The sequence below is a fragment of the Bradyrhizobium sp. genome (assembly GCF_035935975.1).
Classification (GTDB): Bacteria; Pseudomonadota; Alphaproteobacteria; order Rhizobiales; family Xanthobacteraceae; genus Bradyrhizobium.
This window is the reverse complement of the sequence record NZ_DASYWN010000030.1, coordinates 59,544-76,889: the sequence shown is the minus strand read 5'-3', so window position 1 is coordinate 76,889 and position 17,346 is coordinate 59,544. Positions and strand designations below refer to the sequence as shown.

Annotated in this window: 14 protein-coding genes; 5 read left to right on the top strand and 9 right to left on the bottom strand. The window is 64.8% G+C overall.

Annotation, left to right across the window (positions count from 1 at the left end; genetic code table 11):
• The first annotated feature begins 74 nt into the window (after nucleotides 1–74).
• The gene (locus tag VGR99_RS16250) at nucleotides 75–725 is read left to right on the top strand and encodes a DUF2147 domain-containing protein (protein WP_326899601.1); all 651 of its coding nucleotides are present in this window, start codon (nucleotides 75–77) and stop codon (nucleotides 723–725) included.
• On the opposite strand, the gene VGR99_RS16245 is transcribed toward VGR99_RS16250, so the two are convergent.
• A complete protein-coding gene (locus VGR99_RS16245) occupies nucleotides 693–3,281 on the bottom strand; it encodes an MMPL family transporter (protein WP_326899600.1) in 2,589 nt (862 codons plus the stop codon). The two genes, VGR99_RS16250 and VGR99_RS16245, sit on opposite strands and share 33 nt — an antisense overlap.
• 462 nt (nucleotides 3,282–3,743) lie before the next feature.
• Here VGR99_RS16245 and ispH point away from each other — a divergent pair, with 462 nt between their 5' ends.
• Nucleotides 3,744–4,670 carry a 4-hydroxy-3-methylbut-2-enyl diphosphate reductase gene (ispH, locus tag VGR99_RS16240; RefSeq protein ID WP_326899599.1) on the top strand — a complete coding sequence of 309 codons (927 nt, stop codon included), beginning with the start codon at nucleotides 3,744–3,746 and terminating at the stop codon, nucleotides 4,668–4,670.
• Between the two features lie 35 nt (nucleotides 4,671–4,705).
• Nucleotides 4,706–5,866, top strand: coding sequence for an adenosyl-hopene transferase HpnH (gene hpnH, locus VGR99_RS16235; RefSeq protein ID WP_326899598.1), 1,161 nt, complete (start codon nucleotides 4,706–4,708; stop codon nucleotides 5,864–5,866).
• A gap of 163 nt (nucleotides 5,867–6,029) precedes the next feature.
• Here the strand turns inward: hpnH and VGR99_RS16230 are convergent, their stop codons facing one another.
• The 6 genes from VGR99_RS16230 to VGR99_RS16205 form a co-directional block, all read right to left on the bottom strand.
• Complete coding sequence (locus VGR99_RS16230) at nucleotides 6,030–6,779, bottom strand: phosphorylase (RefSeq protein ID WP_326899597.1); 750 nt, start codon at nucleotides 6,777–6,779, stop codon at nucleotides 6,030–6,032.
• Nucleotides 6,776–8,743 (bottom strand): squalene--hopene cyclase, encoded by a 1,968-nt coding sequence (shc, locus tag VGR99_RS16225; protein ID WP_326899596.1) that lies wholly within the window; start codon nucleotides 8,741–8,743, stop codon nucleotides 6,776–6,778. Before shc ends, VGR99_RS16230 begins: the two co-directional genes overlap by 4 nt.
• A gap of 64 nt (nucleotides 8,744–8,807) precedes the next feature.
• Nucleotides 8,808–10,064 (bottom strand): hydroxysqualene dehydroxylase HpnE, encoded by a 1,257-nt coding sequence (gene hpnE / locus VGR99_RS16220; RefSeq protein WP_326899595.1) that lies wholly within the window; start codon nucleotides 10,062–10,064, stop codon nucleotides 8,808–8,810.
• Nucleotides 10,064–10,903, bottom strand: coding sequence for a presqualene diphosphate synthase HpnD (gene hpnD, locus VGR99_RS16215; RefSeq protein ID WP_326899594.1), 840 nt, complete (start codon nucleotides 10,901–10,903; stop codon nucleotides 10,064–10,066). The genes hpnE and hpnD overlap by 1 nt, the downstream gene beginning before the upstream one ends.
• Nucleotides 10,893–11,777 carry a squalene synthase HpnC gene (gene hpnC / locus VGR99_RS16210; protein ID WP_326899593.1) on the bottom strand — a complete coding sequence of 295 codons (885 nt, stop codon included), beginning with the start codon at nucleotides 11,775–11,777 and terminating at the stop codon, nucleotides 10,893–10,895. The genes hpnD and hpnC overlap by 11 nt, the downstream gene beginning before the upstream one ends.
• A gap of 191 nt (nucleotides 11,778–11,968) precedes the next feature.
• Complete coding sequence (locus VGR99_RS16205) at nucleotides 11,969–12,202, bottom strand: hypothetical protein (RefSeq protein ID WP_326899592.1); 234 nt, start codon at nucleotides 12,200–12,202, stop codon at nucleotides 11,969–11,971.
• A 460-nt stretch (nucleotides 12,203–12,662) separates the two neighbouring features.
• On the opposite strand from VGR99_RS16205, the gene VGR99_RS16200 reads away from it, so the two are divergent.
• Both VGR99_RS16200 and VGR99_RS16195 read left to right on the top strand, forming a co-directional pair.
• Entirely contained in the window at nucleotides 12,663–13,160 is a 498-nt protein-coding gene (locus VGR99_RS16200) for a hypothetical protein (protein WP_326899590.1), read from the top strand.
• A 63-nt stretch (nucleotides 13,161–13,223) separates the two neighbouring features.
• The gene (locus VGR99_RS16195) at nucleotides 13,224–14,069 is read left to right on the top strand and encodes a hypothetical protein (protein ID WP_326899589.1); all 846 of its coding nucleotides are present in this window, start codon (nucleotides 13,224–13,226) and stop codon (nucleotides 14,067–14,069) included.
• Nucleotides 14,070–14,076: 7 nt separating this feature from the next.
• On the opposite strand, the gene VGR99_RS16190 is transcribed toward VGR99_RS16195, so the two are convergent.
• Together VGR99_RS16190 and VGR99_RS16185 are read right to left on the bottom strand one after the other, a co-directional pair.
• Nucleotides 14,077–14,859, bottom strand: coding sequence for a class I SAM-dependent methyltransferase (locus tag VGR99_RS16190; protein ID WP_326899588.1), 783 nt, complete (start codon nucleotides 14,857–14,859; stop codon nucleotides 14,077–14,079).
• A gap of 75 nt (nucleotides 14,860–14,934) precedes the next feature.
• Entirely contained in the window at nucleotides 14,935–17,301 is a 2,367-nt protein-coding gene (locus VGR99_RS16185; RefSeq protein ID WP_326899587.1) for an efflux RND transporter permease subunit, read from the bottom strand.
• Between the last annotated feature and the right edge of the window lie 45 nt (nucleotides 17,302–17,346).

Genomic DNA, 17,346 nt, shown 5'->3' with positions numbered 1-17,346 from the left:
GCGGCCTTTTGCCCTTTTTCGGACCATCTTCGCAAGCACAGCTTTAGACCATGTTGCACTGCCAAGGAACTATCATGCGTTTAGCCCTTTACACCGGACTAATACTGGCTGGTGGTTACACCTGCCTGACTCCCGCCCTCGCCGCCGATCCGACCGGCGACTGGCGGGTCGCCGACGGCGTCGCCAATATCCGTGTCGCCCAATGCAATGGCAGCATGTGGGGTGCCGTTTCCTGGGAGAAACAGCCCGGCGGCCGCGATGAAAACAATCCCGACGCGTCGAAAAAGACCAGACCGACACTCGGCATGGCGACCCTGATCGACATGAAGAAAAAGCCCGGCGCCGATCTGTGGGAAGGACAGGTCTACAACGCCAAGGACGGCCAGCTCTACAGTGCGACCATCACGCCGATTGGTTCCGATCAGCTCGAAATCAAGGGCTGCGTGATGGGCTTCCTGTGCGGTGGCGAGACCTGGACCCGGGTCAGCCCGCCGATTCCCTTGAGCACCGCCAATGCCATGGCCAAGGGCGCGCCGAAGTCCGGCGCGGCGCCAAAACCGCAGGCTGCAGCGCCCCAAGCCACCGCTCAGGCTACGACCGGCGCCACCGCGCCTGCGCCCGCAGCCCCGAAGGCCGCCGGCGCAGCCAAGCCCGGTCAGAAGAGCGCCGCCGACCCCGTCGGCGACATCTGCCTACTCCCGGAGATTGCGGGGTTTGCCCATTAGGGCGGGCTGAAACAGCAGCACAGCGGCAAGCGTCGTCACCAGCGAGAGTGCGAGCAGCTTGCCCATGCTGGACGTACCGGGATGGCTCGATAGCCACAGGCTGCCGAACGCAGTTGCCGTCGTCAGCGCACTGAAAAAGATCGCGCGCGTCAGGCTGGTCTGAAGCAGGTTTGTTCTGCCAGAGCGCCAGGCCACGACATAATAGATCTTGAAGGCGACGCCGACGCCGAGCAGCAGCGGAAACGCGACGATATTGGCGAAGTTGAGCGGCAGGCCGATCAGCACGCAGATCTCGAGCGTGACCGCACCGGCCACCAGCAACGGCACCAGCGTCATCAGCACGTCCACGAAGCGGCGCAGCGTGATCCACAGCAGGAGACCGATCACCAAGAGCGCGTAGATGCCGGCGTGAATGAACGCCTTCACCACGGTGTCACCGGATTTCAGGATCGAGACCGGGCCGCCGATCGCGGTCGGCTCGGCCGCGAGCACCGCCGCCGCAAATCTGCGCAACGTGTCGTTGTCGTTGGGATCGCCCTTGGGCAGCGCCTCGACGCGGATGATGCCGTCCTTGCTCTTCCAGGCGTTGACCAGATCGGGCGGCAACGAGCTCAGGGTGACGGGACCTGCCTGCAACGCGTTCCTGAGCTGGTCGAACACGATCTTCATCGGCGTGACGAACACGTCCTGCGCCTTGTTGCGCGTGGCCTCGTCGCCATTGGCGAGCTTCTCGAGTGCATCCGCCAGCCTGCGCGAGGCAATCGCGCCCGGGCCCTTCGCGTCACCGGCGGTCCGGCGCAGATTCTCCACCGAGGATTTCAGCGCCTCGACGTTTTCCTGGTCGGTCGGCGCCGCGTCGATCTGGTCGGGGTTGAGCGCGGGATTGAGCACCTTGGCGCCCTGCGCGATCAGCTTCAGCTTCGGCGCCTGGTCCTGCGGCACGAAGCTGTCGAGCGACATCACCCGCAGCACCTCGGGCACCTTCTCCAGCTTCGCCTCGACCTGTCTTGCCTGCTCCTCCGACGTGGTCATCACATTGATGGCATTGGCGCCGGTGTTCGGATCCTTGCGCAGGTCGAGGAAGGTCGCGATCGACTCGGCCTTCGGGTTGCGCAGGTTCATCGGGTTGAAGTCGAACTTCATGAAATAGAGCAGCGGCAGGCCGGCGAGCGCCAACAGCAGGGTGCCGCCCACGACCAGCACGCGGTGCTTCTCGAGGAAGTGATCGAGCGGCGCCAGGAAGGCGTAACCGACCGGCTCCTTCTCGCCGGGCGGGTTGAGCAGCTTGAGCATGGCCGGCAGAACGGTGATCGACGAGATGAACGCCACCAGCATGCCGACGCCGGCGATCTGGCCGAGCTCCGCGATGCCCTTGTAGTCGGTCGGCATGAAGCAGAGGAAGCCGGCCGCGGTCGCCATCGCCGCGAGCGACAGCGGCACCGCCGAGCGCTTCGCCGCCAGCACCAGCGCCCCCGAAAGGTCGTTGTGCTTGAAGCGCTCCGAACGATAGCGAACGCTGTACTGGATGCCGAAATCGACGCCGAGGCCGACGAACAGCACGGCGAACGCGATCGACAGCAAATTGAAGGATCCGACCATCATCAGGCCGGCGGCCGTCGTGATCGCAAGGCCGACGAAGAGATTGATGAACACGGCGAAGATGATCTTCGCCGAATGCAGCGCCAGCCACAGGATGAGCAGCACGACCAGGACGGTGCCGACGCCGTTGACGACGGCGCCCTCCTGGACGGTGGCGTATTCCTCGTTGGCGATCGGGACCGGGCCGGTCAGCCGCACGCGCGCCTGGTATTTGGTCGCAAAATCCAGATCGACGGCGGCCTTGCGGATCGCGTCGGTGGCGCCCTTGCCGGGCTCCAGCGCGTTGTAGTCGAGGATCGGCTTGAACTCGATGAAGGCGCGCTTGTCGGCGTCGGAGAGCGGCTCGTCGCTGACGAGCTCGCGCCAGGAGAAGCTGGCATTGCCCTTGTTGAGCACGGTCTCGACCGTCTGCGCGATCATGTTGAAGGGCCGCGCGGTATTGTCGAGCTTAACCTGGCCGCGCTTGACGCCGGCAAGCCCGGTCTCCAGCGCGCCGGTCAGCCCGCGGATCGAGGGATCGCCCGCCATGATCTCGATCAGGGGCGCAGCGGCTTCGAACTGGCTGGTGGCTTTGGCAACTTCCTCGGTCGGCAGGAACAGCAAGCCGTTCTTCTCGAAGAACTCGCCCGTGCCGAGCTGCTGCATCGACTGGAAGTTGGTCTTGTCGTCCTTCAGCTTGGAAAACAGCGCGTCCGCAGCCGCGGTCGCCATCTCCGGTGTCTTCGCCTCGACGACCGCCGTGATCGTCGCATCGCGGTCGAAGGCGCGGTCGAACTGCTGGTCGCGCTGGCGCCAGTCCAGATTTTGGGCAATCAGCGAATTGATGTCGGTGTTGATGGCGAAGTGCCGGGACGCGTAATAGCCCGCGCCCACCGACAGCAGGAGCCCGAGAACGACGACGAGGGAGGCAAACCGGGTGCAGGCCCTGACGATGGCAACGACGACGCTTTGCAGCACTTCTTTTCTTTCTGCGGTTAACAGCTTGCCGGAAACGCCCGCTGTTTATCGGAGTTCCCGGGCGAAACCTATTGCTGTTTTGAGTGGCTCTCGCCGCAAGAAGGTTCGAGGTAAACGGCGGGAGACCGTAGCAAAATCATGCGGGGCGGTCGGTATAGCCGGGGAGTTGAGGCGGGAAAGTGGCGATGCAGTGAGCACAAATGTCGCCATTTTGCCCAGAGCCATTACTGTATTATAATACCCTGAAATTGAACCAGCACGGAACCCGGTTTCATCGCACCTTTCCTTTTTGCCGATTTTTTGACACAAAGTGCTGTGCCTCCATGCGCCGGGCCCAGTTGGGGTGGGCGGTTACCGCGTGCGCGAGGCCGATGGTGCGGTTATTGCAACTCATTGGCAGTGCCGGGGTGCCGCCGGGGACTTTACGAAGCGGATTGGTGCAACTTGCGTGATGGGCGTCCCATGGAAGTTTATCTAGCGCAACCGCGCGGCTTTTGCGCGGGCGTGGTGCGTGCGATCGAGATCGTGGAACGGGCGCTGGAGAAGTACGGCCCGCCCGTCTACGTGCGCCATGAGATCGTACACAACAAATACGTGGTCGAAAGCCTGAAGAACAAAGGCGCCATCTTCGTCGAGGAGCTGTCCGAGGTTCCGCCGAAGGCCGTGACCGTTTTCAGCGCCCATGGCGTCGCCCGCAGCGTCGAGGAAGAGGCCGCCGCGCGCGACCTTCCGGTGCTCAATGCCACCTGCCCGCTGGTCACGAAAGTTCACAATCAGGGGAAGCGCTACATCACCAGGGGCCGCACTTTGGTCCTGATCGGCCATGCCGGCCACCCCGAGGTCGAGGGCACGATGGGCCAGGTTCCCGCCCCCGTGCTGCTTGTTCAAAGCGTTGAAGAGGTTAACGCCCTGACGCTGCCGGCGGATACGCCAGTGGCCTACATCACCCAGACCACCCTGTCGGTGGATGACACAAGGGACATCATTTCGGCCCTGCAGGCCCGCTTTACAGATATTCAAGGTCCGGATATCCGGGATATCTGCTATGCGACACAGAACCGCCAATCTGCGGTAAGGGACTTGAGCAAGCTGGTCGACGTGATCTTGGTGGTGGGCGCTGCCAATAGCTCGAATTCGAACCGGCTCCGCGAAATCGGCACTGAAGCCGGCGTCGCGAGTTATCTGATTGCCGATGGCAGCGAGCTCAATCCGGAGTGGTTGAAAGATGCCAGGACCGTCGGCGTCACGGCCGGCGCCTCGGCGCCCGAGGTGCTCGTGGATGACGTGATCGAAGCGATGCGGAGAATCGGACCGGTCAAGGTCTCGGTGCTCCCGGGTCGCGAGGAAAACATCGAATTCAGGCTTCCGGCCCAATTGGCTGCGAGCTGACCCACCCGAATTCCAAGCCCAGAAAGAAACTTGTAATGGCTATCCCCTTCTTCAAGGAAATGCGTATCGGCGGCTATTTGCTCAAGCAGAAACTGCTTGGCCGCAAACGCTATCCGCTCGTGCTGATGCTGGAGCCGCTGTTTCGCTGCAACCTCGCCTGCGTCGGCTGCGGCAAGATCGATTATCCGGATGCTATCCTCAACCGCCGCATGACCGCCCAGGAGTGCTGGGACGCGGCCGACGAGTGCGGCGCGCCGATGGTGGCGATTCCCGGCGGCGAGCCGCTGATCCACAAGGAGATCGGCGAGATCGTGCGCGGCCTCGTGGAGCGCAAGAAGTTCGTCTCGCTCTGCACCAACGCGCTGCTGCTCGAGAAGAAGCTCGACCTGTTCGAGCCCTCCCCGTATTTGTTCTTCTCCGTCCATCTCGACGGCCTGAAGGACCATCACGACAAGGCCGTGTCGCAGAAGGGCGTGTTCGACCGCGCCGTCTCCGCGATCAAGGCGGCCAAGGCGCGCGGCTTCACCGTCAACGTCAACGCCACCATCTTCGACGGCCACCCGGCCGAGGAGATCGCGAAGTTCTTGGACCTCACCGTCGAGCTCGGTGTCGGCGTCTCGATGTCGCCGGGCTACGCCTATGAGCGCGCGCCGGACCAGGAGCACTTCCTGAACCGCACCAAGACCAAGAAGCTGTTCCGCGACGTCTTCGCGATGGGCAAGGGCAAGAAGTGGAACTTCATGCATTCCGGCCTGTTCCTCGACTTCCTCGCCGGCAACCAGGAATACGAGTGCACGCCGTGGGGCATGCCCGCGCGCAACATCTTCGGCTGGCAGAAACCCTGCTATTTGCTCGGTGAAGGCTATGCGAAGACCTTCAAGGAGCTGATGGACACCACCGACTGGGAGACCTACGGCACCGGCAAGTACGAGAAGTGCGCCGACTGTATGGCCCATTGCGGCTACGAGCCGACGGCCGCGACCGCCGCGCTCAACAACCCGCTGAAGGCGATGTGGGTGTCGCTGCGCGGCATCAAGACCTCTGGTCCCATGGCGCCGGAGATCGACATGTCGAAGCAGCGCCCGGCGCAGTACATCTTCTCGGAGCAGGTCCAGAAGAAGCTGTCGGAGATCCGCAAGGACGAAGCCGAGGCCGCTCAGGCGAAGGCCGCACGGAAGGCTTCGACGGCTGCGTAAGCAGACGACCTTGTAGCCCGGATGGAGCGAAGCGAAATCCGGGACAGTCTCTCCGCGTTGCAAGGCCCGGGATTGCGCTGCGCTCGATCCGGATTACGACATCAAACAAAAAAGGCCCGGTCGCACGACCGGGCCTTTTCTTTTGTCAGTTCGAGCAACCTGCTCAGATCGTCTCCGACACCAGCGCCTCGCTCTCCACGAGCTCGGTGCCGATCAGATAGTCGCGGCAGCCGCGCAAGCTACGGAGCGCGCGGTTGAAGTCGATGCCGGTCGAGACCAGCGCATGCAGCGTCGCCGGATTGCGGACGATGCCGCGCAGCACGGCGGCGAGGTCGATCTGGCCGTTCGGCTTGATCGCCGCGCGGGCGAGCGCCGGCAGCGCGCGGTGGGCGGGATCGCTGATGACACGGACCGCGGCGAAGGGCAGCCCGGCCTCGGCGGCGTAGGCGGCCGCGATATGGCTTTCCATGTCGACGGCGGCAGCCCCGGTCTCGGAATGCAGCGCCGCCTTGCAGGACCGGCCCGTGACCACTTCCTCGGCACCGGCGAGGCTGCTGCGCACAACGCGGCGGCGGCCCGAGGTCAGACGGTCGATCAGGTCGTCGCCGAGCGACAGGTCAGCGGCCCAGCGGGTGTCGCCGGCCAGCACCTCGGTGGCCAGCACGACATCGCCGGAGCGCAGGGTCGGGTCGAGCCCGCCGGCCACGCCGAACGAGATGACGCCGCGAATCGTTTCGGGGTCCACCACGGTGAGCAGGGCCCGCAACTGGGTCGGGCTGCTGGACGAGCAGATAACGGCCATTCCCGGCCCGGCCGCGATACGGGCCTCCTGAACCAGTCCAGTCACGATCAAGATCGGCCGCGGATCAATCGCATTGCCCGCGGTAAGATAGTCCCCCGTCCCCAAAGTCACATTCCGACCCCTACCACCCTGCTGTTGGTGTTCCGCAAGTTCCGGTACCGCGCCAGCGCCCACAGCGGAAAGAACTTCGGGTAACCGTGATACCGGAGATAGAATACACGAGGAAAGCCTGTGGCGGTGTACCGTTGCTCGTCCCACAGTCCTTTTTTGTTCTGTGTTGCAATCAGGTACTCCACCCCGCGGGCGACGGCCGGGTGATCAACCTCGCCTGCGGCCATCAGGGCAAGCAAGGCCCATGCCGTCTGAGAGGCGGTCGAGGGAGCGGCCTCCCAGCCCTTGTAGTCCAGCCGGTAGCTGACGGCGTCCTCGCCCCAGCCGCCGTCCTCGTTCTGGATCGAGGCCAGCCAGCCGGCGGCTTTCCGCATCATGGGGTCCTTGTGGTCCACTCCGGCCATATTGAGGGCGCAGAGCACCGACCAGGTTCCATAGATGAAGTTCATGCCCCAGCGGCCGTACCAGGACCCTTCCGGGTGCTGGGTCTTGCGGAGGTAGGCAACGCCATCGGCGACGTGCTTGCTGGTCTTCTCGGTCTCGCCGAGTTGGGCCAGCATCGAGATGCAGCGCGCGGTGACGTCCTCGGTCGGCGGATCGAGCAGCGCGCCGTGGTCCGAGAACGGGATGTTGTTGAGGTAATATTCGAGGTTGTTGACGTCGAAGGCGGCCCAGCCGCCGTCGTCGCTCTGCATGCCCTCGATCCACTCCCGGCCGCGGTCGATCGCGGCGTCATAGCCGGTCGCACCGTGCTCGCGGCGCATGCGGTCCATCGACATCACCACGACAGCGGTGTCGTCGAGGTCGGGGTAATGAGCGTTGTTGTACTGGAACGCCCAGCCGCCCGGGCGCACGTCGGGCCGCTTCACCGCCCAGTCGCCCTTTACCTCGAGCTCCTGCTTCGGGATCAGCCAGTCGAGACCGCGCTTGGCGGCCGGCACGGCCTGCGCATCGCCGGCCTCCAGCAGCGCGTGTGCGGTCAGCGTCGTGTCCCACACCGGCGAGACGCAGGGTTGGCAGTAGGCCTCGTCGTCCTTGATCACGAGCAGCTTGTCGATGCCGCGGCGCGTGATCGCACGCGGCGGGAAGTTCTCGTCCTTGCCGAGCGCGTCATACATCATGACGATGTTGGCCATCGGCGGATAGATCGCGCCCATGCCGTCCTCGCCGTTGAGCCGCTCCTCGGTGAAGGCGAGCGCGGCGTCGATCGCGCGCTTGCGCAGGCTCTTCGGGAACATCGGCTCGATCACGCGCAGGATCGCATCGAGCGAACGAAACAGCAGGAACCAGGCCATGCTCTGATGCGGCGCCTTCGCGGTCATGCCGATCGAGCGCGGATCCTGCAGGAACAGCTCGTCGATGCCGACGCCCTTCGGATTCCGCGCGCGCGGCTTCAGCGCGGCGATCACCATCAGCGGCACCATGGTGGTGCGCGCCCAGTAGGAAATCTTGTTGAGGTGGAACGGCGACCAGAACGGCAGCAGCACGATCTCGATCGGCAGCACCGGCACCGCGCGCCAGGTCACGACGCCGAAGGTGGCGAGCAGGAAGCGGGTGAAGACGTTGCTGTTGATCGCGCCGCCGCGGGCGTGGATCGCTTCGCGCGCCCGCACCATGTGCGGCGCGTCGACGGAATCGCCGATCATCTTGAGCGCGAAGTAGGCCTTCACGCTGGCGCTCATGTCGAACTCGCCGTCATGCACCAGCGGCCAGCCGCCATGGGCGCCCTGGACGCGACGCAGATAGTTGCCGATCTTGGCCTCGAGCGCGGTGTCGACCGGCTCTGCGAGATAATGGCGCAGCAAAATGTATTCGGCCGGAATGGTGCAATCGGCCTCGAGCTCGAACACCCAATGGCCGTCGGGTTGCTGGAAGCCGAGGACGCCTTCCCTCGCCGAAGCAATGCTCGATTCCAGCATCTCTGAGTCCGGGGCTTCGCGGCTGATCGCGTTCACGGAATCCATGTCGCTCGATTGCTCCGATAGTCGATTGAAATTGACCGGGACAATTGCCCGTCAGGGCCGCTTTTCAGGATCCTTTGGCGGCCAAAACCAGATCGGCGGCACGATCACCCGACCGGACCGATCCCTCGATGGTTGCAGGCAATCCCGTAGCAGTCCAATCGCCTGCGAGAAACAGGTTTTTCAGCGCAGTGACCGGCCCCGGACGCAGGGCATTCTGCGCCGGCGTTGCCGCAAATGTGGCACGGCGCTCGCGCACGATCTGCCAGGGCGGCAGCTCGCCGGACACGCCGCCGGCCTCGCAGACGTCGTTCCAGATCGCCTGCGCAAGCTCCTCGCGCGGCATATCGACGAGACGATCGCCATTGCTGATGGTGACGGACAGCCGGTTCGGGAACGCGAACAACCATTCCACGACGCCGCCGATCACGCCGAGGATCGGCGCCGAGCCCGGCGGCGGCTCGAAGCGGAAATGGGCATTCACGATGGCGCGGAATTCGGTCGGCGTCTTCAGGCCGGGCAACAAGCTGGACGCAGCGCGCGGCGGCACCGCCATCACGACGACGTCGCCCTCACCCAGCTGGATCACATCCTCGCCGCCGAAATTCAGCGCGCTCGCCTTGCCGTCGCCGGTCACGAACGAGCGCAGCTCGTGGCCGAGCTGAACCGTGTGGCCGCGTTCCTGCAGGAACTTCACCGCGGGCTCGATCAGCACGGCGCTGAGGCCGTCGCGCGCGATCAGGGGACGGCAGGCCTGCCCGCCGGCCAGCAGCGTCTCGCGCACGATCGCACCGGCAAGCCCGGCCGAGCCCTCGGGCGGATCGACGTTGAGCGCCGCCAGCAGCAGCGGCTGCACCAGGCGCTGATAGAGCACGCCTTCGCAAGGAATGGACTTGCCGACCAGCGTCTCCTCCGACGCCCAGATCAGCGGCGCCAGCTTGAGATAATCGGTGAGCCCGGTGTCGGGCACGCGGCGGCTTTCGTCGAGCACCCAGGTCGGCAGCCGGCCGGTGCCGAGATCGATCTGCCAGCGCTGCCCGGTCTTGATGTCGACGAACGGAAACTGCGCGCTCTCGGGGCCGACGAGGCCCGCCTCGGTGCCGATCGAGCGCGCATAGGCGCGCGCGTGGCTGTTGCCCGACAGCAGCAGATGATTGCCGTTGTCGATGGTGAGATTGGTGGCGCCGTCGAAATAGGAACGGCAGCGGCCGCCGGCCTGGTGCGTCGCCTCATGCACGGCGACCTTGAAGCCGGCATTGGCGAGCCGCACGGCGGCAGAGAGGCCGGAAATTCCGGCGCCGATGATGTGAGCTGTCTTTTGCATCAGATGAAAGCGTAACGGAGCAGGATCAGGATGCGCGTGACCTTCGACACACGCACCGGCTCGCGCGGCGCGTTGAAACCGCGCGCGATCAGGAGGTCCAGAATGGAGTGGTAGTATTTCGACATGATCCGCGGCGCGCGCACAGCGCGACGCTTGTTGCGGTTCATGATCTCGTCCGACTTCTCGAAATGCGCCTTCGCGCGCTGCGTCAGCGGCACGCAGACCTTCGGCAACGCACGTTCGGCGATGACGCGGTTCGGATCGTTGGAGGTGATGCCGGCATGCAGCAGCGCCTCGCGCGGCAGATAAAGCCGGCCAAGGCCCGCGTCCTCGTCGATGTCGCGCAGGATGTTGGTGAGCTGCAGCGCGCGGCCGAGATGGTAGGCGAGCAGAATGCCGTCCTCTTCCGGCAGGCCGAACACCCGCACCGACAGCCGTCCGACGGCGCTGGCGACACGGTCGCAATAGAGATCCAGCGTCGCCATGTCGGGCGCGCGGATGTCCTGCGGCACGTCCATTTCCATGCCGTCGACGATGGCGAGGAAATCCTCGCGCTTCAGACCAAAGGTCTTCACCGAGGCGACGTAATCCTTCAGCCGCGGCGGCGGATTGCCCTGGTAGAGCGCGTCGATGTCGTTGCGCCACGCCTGAAGCGCGGCGAGGCGCTCGTCGCGCGGACCGTCGGAATCGGCGATGTCGTCGACCTGGCGGCAGAAGCTGTAGATCTGGAACATGGCTTCGCGCTGGTCATGCGGCAGGATCCGCATCGCAGCGTAGAAGGAGCTGTTCGATGCGGTCGAGCCGTAATTGGCGCTGGGCGAGGTCGCCTCAAGCGTCATGTGCAGTCCCCGGTCTGGAAATGGCCTTGCGTCCGATCGCGCGACGGCCGACTTCGCCGATCATGCCGGCGAGGCTGAAAGTGAGAAGCTCGAACTTGTTCAGATGCACGCGCTCGCGCAAGGGATCGCGCACCTTGAGCAGGCGCACGATGCGGTCGGCATAGGCCTGGATCACCGCGACGTCGACGCCGAGACGGAAGTCCCGGATCTCCGCGCTCAGCGACCTGCCCTCGTCGAGCAGCGCTGCGTTGCGCACGGCGAGACCTTGCAGGCAAGCTAGCATTTCCGGCGGCGACTGCGTCAGCCCGAGCTGCTCGACCGAGGCGCCGCTCGCGGCCAGCGCATCGCGCGGCAGATAGACGCGGTTGAGCTCGCGGAAATCCTTGCCGCAATCCTGCAGATGATTGTTGATCTGGAGCGCTGCGCAGAGCGCATCCGACGCGGCCCAGGTCGAGGTGCTCTCGCCGTGGACGTCGAGCATGAAGCGGCCGACCGGCATCGCCGAGTAGCGGCAATAGTGGATGACCTCGTCCCAGTTCTCGTAGCGCAGCTTGGTCACGTCCATGCGGAACGCGATCAGCACGTCGAGCGCATGGCGCGGCGCCATGCCGCGCTCGGCCAGCGCACCACGCAGGGCGACCGCCTCGGCCTGGGTGTCGCCCTTGCCGAGCAGTTCCGCCTCGAGCAGGTCGAGATAGCGAAGCTTCTCGTCTGCCGGCAGGCTCGCATGGTCGGCGATGTCGTCGGCGGTGCGCACGAAATTGTAATAGGCCAGGATCAGCGCGCGATGACGCGGATGAATGATCCAGGACGCGACGGGAAAATTCTCGTCGCGGTCACCTTTGCCGGATCGCAATTCGCTCGCAGAGGTCATCGAGGGCTGGTTTACAATCGTTTGGACAGGAAGGGGTTTTTCGCTCGCGCGGGCTCATGCCGGCGATGCCGCCGCGGCCCCCCATATAGGGGAATACGGCCACAAAACCAATCCTGTCTCTCGATGGCAGCCCCGCGGATCCGGCCGGAAAAGGCGGCCCCGGGGCCGCCCTTGTGGGCCAGTGGCCGAGCTTACTGGTTGTGGTTCTTCAGGACCTGGTCGCAGGCCTGCGAGATCTTGGCCCGGTTTTCCTTGAGGCAGGCGAGGATCGTGAAATCGCCCTGGTCGATGACCGGACGGCAGAACTTCTGCACATCGCGGGTGCAGGCCTTCTGCTCGGCGTCCGTGCCGCGTCCTGCCTGGGCGAAGGCCGCCGTCGTCGAAAGGGTCGACAGCAGGGTGAGAGCGACGAGAAGCTTACGCATTGTATTCCTTCATTCTGACGGCAGAATCGCACCAATCCCGGACTGCACAGGGCGGCCGGCGGGGCCGGATTGTTCTGATGGCAAGTGCCGCGGAAGTAGCGGCCTCGGAGAAGGCACAAGCACTGGCAAATGCGGCCAAATTGGCGCCGCGCCCACCAAATCAGGTCTTCCCTGTCCCTTCATTGGCAGATGTAAGGGGTTGATACTACGTCATAATTCACGCATCGCGCATTTTACTGCGCGCCTGTTGCAGCGCTGCATCTCCTTGCCCCGCCATTTCGGCCGGAAACACACCGAAACACGGCAAATCGCGCGCATCAGTTCCGCCGCAGGCCCCGCATGAATGGCCATCTCTGGCCGTGCGGCGTTGAACCTGACACTGGCTCGGAACACTAAACCTTCGATGTGGCGAGACGTCCTTCATCTTGCGCGGACGTCGTTCCAAAACGGGATATTTGTGATGAAATTCTTTGGGCGATCTGGACTGGCGATCAAGGCGGCCGGCATTGGGGCTGCGCTGCTCTTCTCAGTTACGGCAAGCCACGCTCAGTCGTCCGGACCGTTTGCCGGGTTCGACGGCGCGTGGACCGGCACCGGCACGGTGTCGCTGTCCGACGGCTCCACCGAACGCATCCGCTGCAAGGCGGACTACAAGGTCGCCGGCAGCGGCCTCAACCTGAAGCAGGCCCTCCACTGCGCCTCCGACAGCTACAAGTTCGACCTCACCAGCGACGTGACGAGCCAGGGCGAGCGGATCTCCGGCAACTGGAGCGAGTCCAACCGCAACATCTTCGGCAATCTGCAGGGCACCGCCGGCGGCGGCCAGATCGACGTGTTCGTCGAGGCCAACGGCTTTGCCGCCAACCTGTCGCTGCGCACCAACGGCACCAAGCAGACGGTGCAGATCAGCTCCAAGGGCGAGATCCGCGGCGTCAACATCACGATGACGAAGGGCTGATCGCCCTTCCCGCCTCGAAAGGACGCGCCCTCGGTTCTCGCGAGCCGGGGGCTTTTTACTGACATGGACCATCTGCGCAGACAATTGCTCAAAGCCGTCGGACTCTTCGCCGCCAGCCGGGCGTGGGCCGACGATCAACCGTCAATCCAGCGGGGGACGGACATGCAGCCTTCGTCAGTGAAGCCGCGCCACGTGCTCTGCTTTCTCGGCAGGAACGACAGCCTGCTGCATCCGCCGAAGGCGGTGGCGAAGACGATCGCCGATTTCAACTTCGAGATCGATCGCACCTATTCGCAAGCCAAACCCGATCCGCACATGGAGCGGTCGTTCGGCGTGTGCTGGGACCGTGTCTTTCCCAACGCATGGACCGCCGCCGACGAAGCGGCCGTGGCCAGCCACAAAGCGGTGCTCTACGTGCTGAGCCCGCCGCTGGAGCAGCCAAAATCGGTCGCCTATTCGGCGGCGGCCCTGCGCATCGTCGAAGAGATGATCGAGGCCGGCGCCACCGCCGTGAAGGGCGAGAGCGCGGGCGTCGCCCATGGCCTCAAGCGATGGATGCAACTGGCCGGTGAATGCAAGGCGGCCGCGCAGACCAACCAGGGCCTTGCCGTCACGACAGCGATGAGCCGGACCTGCCGCCTCGCCTTCGCCAAGCGTCCGCTGGGCGGCGACAGCTACAACGAAAGCGTCGGCTTCCACTTGGTCGGACTGCCGGATGTCTATGTCGCAAAATCGCGCGGCAGCGATCGGGACGCGGTCAAGCTGATGGACGAGATCGCGGACGCGATGGCCGAGCGCGGGATCGAGGCGACGCTGCGCGACCGCAAGCTCACGCTCTCGCGCGAACAGGACTACGCCGAGGACGATTTCAAGTTCAATCCGTACGGGATCATCCGCGTCGGGGCGTGAGCGCGGATCAGTCCTTTCGCGCGACGCATTCGCAGCGGCACCGGAAATACACCGCGTCCGGATCGGCTCCCCAGGCCTCCCATCCCGCAAGCGCAAGCTGAATCTCGCGATCCGTAGCGAGCCCCTTGCCGACCAGCAGCGGCCCGAGACCGAGCAGGCTTCGCCTGGCATCGGCGACGGCCTCGCTGCGGCTCGCAGCATCGGCACTGTGGTTGATGTAGCTGGCGCCGGCCCAAACCGGCGTGAAGCCGTGCGCGCGAAGGATGGAGCTCTGCCGGCGACCGAAGCGAAGCGCGGCCGGATCGTCGTGCTCGTACCAGCGCTGCCAGAGATCGAGCGCGAGGCGCACGCCCTCGATTTCTGGGTGAAGGACGTTCCCGCCGACATCGGCATCGCGCGTTGCGACGAAGCCACCCGGTTTCAGCACGCGACGTGCTTCCGTCAGCGTTCGCGTCAGACGCGCCGGGCTCTGATGGTAGAGCACCGCGTGAAAGAACACGGCGTCGAACGATCCATCCTCGAACGGCAGCGCGGTCATGTCGGCCTCGGCAAAGGCAAGGTTGCTCAGTCCGGCTTCAGCCGCGAGGGCATTGGCGGCGGCGAGTGCCTTCGGCTCGTTGTCGATCCCGATCGCCTTGCCGACAAGGCTCGCCAGCGCCACGGTGATGGTGCCGGGCCCGCAGCCGGCATCCAGCAGCGTCGTCTGCGATGTCAGGAACGGGACGAAAAAAGCGGCTGAATCGCCGCCGCGCTTCTGCTGAAACGCCACGATGGAGCTGTCGTGCCGCATGGGCTGCATCCTCGGCCGGAACTCCGGCGCAGTCGTCCAGACTGCGCCGATTCCATGTCCGGGCGATGAAGCCGCTCAGATCGCGGGCTTGTCGGGGCCCTGCAGCCTGGCGTGCAGGTTGATCAGCCACATCGCCGTCGGCCGCAGGATGAAGAGGTCGGCGACAAGCGCCATCACCATCGAGAAGGCGCTGAGCCAGCCGAACAGCCGCAGCGACGGCAGGTCGGAGAACACGGTGACGACGAGGCCGCAGGCCAGCACCACCGTGGTCAGGATCAGCGCCGGTCCGACCAGCACGGTCGCCCGCTCCACCGCGAGCGCCGAGCCGACGCCCGGCTTGCTTTCGAGCCTCAGGCGATTGAGGAAGTGGATGGTCGCGCTCAAGCCAAGTCCGAACGAGACGGTGAGCGCGACGACGCTGGCAAATTGCAGCCCCTCGCCCATCGCCCACAGCACGGTGCCCGACATCACCACCGGGAAGATGCCCGGCAGGATGCAGGCGAACATCACGACCCATGAGCGGAAGGCAAGACCGATGAAGATCGCGACCAGCGCGAATTCGACGGTGAGGCCGCGGTTCAGCTTCTCGATCATGCTGGCCGAGTTGCGCGCCGCGATCGCGGCAAGGCCTGTTACCGCGATCTCGTAGCCGGGATGCTTCTTGCGGACGGCGTCGAGCTCGGAATCGAGCTTGTCGACGATCGGCAGCAGCTGGCTCGAATCCTTGTCCGGTACGCGGCCGGCGACCACGACGGCGTCCTGCTCGGCGTCGATGAAACGCCGCACCAGATGCTCGGGGATCACGCTCACATATTCCTTCAGTGTCGCAACGTCGGCGCTGCCGGCCTTTTCGGCAAGCCAGCGGCGCAGCGTCTCAAGCGACCAGACGTTGCCGACGCCGGCGGCCTTCTCGACGGTCGAATGCACGTCCGCGATCGTCTGCAGCGTCTCCGGCGAATAGAGCGATTCGCCCTTGGGGAACTGGATCAGCACGTTGACCGGGTTGGCGCCGGTCAGCTTGGCGTCGAGCCGGTCGCTGGCGGCGACGGCCTGGCGCTTGTCCGGCACCTGGTCGGCCAGGCGGTAGCGCGGCTCGAGGTTGGCGTAGATCACGCCGAGGCCGCCGACGAACAGCACCGCGATCAGGCTGAACAGGCCGGGACGGCCGACCATGCGCACCGCGATCCAGTAGCAGAAATTGCGCAGCGCCTGGACGCCGGCATCGGCGCTCTGGAACTTGACCGCGAACATCTTCTCGTTGCGCACGAGCAGCACGCCGAACACCGGCACCAGCGACAACACCGCGACCAGCGCGATGATGGTGGCGGCAAGGCCCGCCTCGCCGAACTTGCGGATCAGGTCGGAGTCGGAGAATTGCAAGGCGATGAAGGAAATGCCGGCGGTGCCGTGCGTCAGCACGCAGGCCGGGCCCACCACCAGCACCGCGTTCTTGAACGCGGTGAACTTGTCCTGGCCTGCGATCAGCCGGTCGCGCGCAGCGAAGGTGAGCTGCATCGAATCCGAGAAGCTGATGACCATGATGAGCGGCGTCATCACGTTCAGGAACATGTTGAGATTGAAATTGGCCCAGCCGAGCGCGCCGAGCGCCAGCATGATCGCGATCATCGGCGGGAACGCCGCCGCCACCATGAACGAGATCTTGCGGAAGAAGATGATGGCGATGACGCAGCCGGCGAGGATGCCGAGGATGTTGTAGGTCAGACCGTCGCGCTCGACCGCGTTGCGGATCTCGAGCTGCATCACCGGCACGCCGGAGAGCTGCACGTTGAGGCCGGTATCGCCGAGGTCTTCCTTCATCAGCGCGCGGATGTCGCCGACGGTCTTGGTCAGCTTGCTGGAGGCCACCACCTCCGGATCGAGCGACAGCACGATCAGCGCCAGCGTGCCGTCCTCGGACAGCAGCTTGCCGCGGATGATCTCGTTGTTTTTGACGGTCTCGATGAACTTGTCATAGGCCGCGCCCTCGGGCAGCTCGGCCGGGAACAGCGCCGCCGGCAGCTTGCCCGGCGCCGGCGCCTGGCGCGCCGAGAACAGCGAGACAAGGCCGCGGGTACCCTCGACCAGCTGCATGTCGGTGACGAAGTCGCGCAGCTTCTCGAGGTTGTTCCGCGCCAGGAGGTTCTTGCCCTCGACCACGACGAGGACGTCGAATTCCTCGGCCGGGAACTTCTTCGTGACCTCTTCATACTGCTTGAATTCGCGGGTGTCGGAGCGGAACAGCTGCGACAGCGAATCGTCGATCTTGATCCGGTGGATGCCGAACACGGCGCCGACGATCAGCGCGAGCAGGACGATGCAGGAGACGATCGGCGCCCGGACGGCGATCAGGCCGATGCGCTCCAGCCCGAAGGCGATCGAGGACGTAGGTCCCTGTTCGACCTTGTCGACATGAACCTCACTCTCGCTGTGCTTTTCGAGCATGCCTTGTCCAGTTCCTAAATCGACTCGGTCTGTGAGCTTATTGCG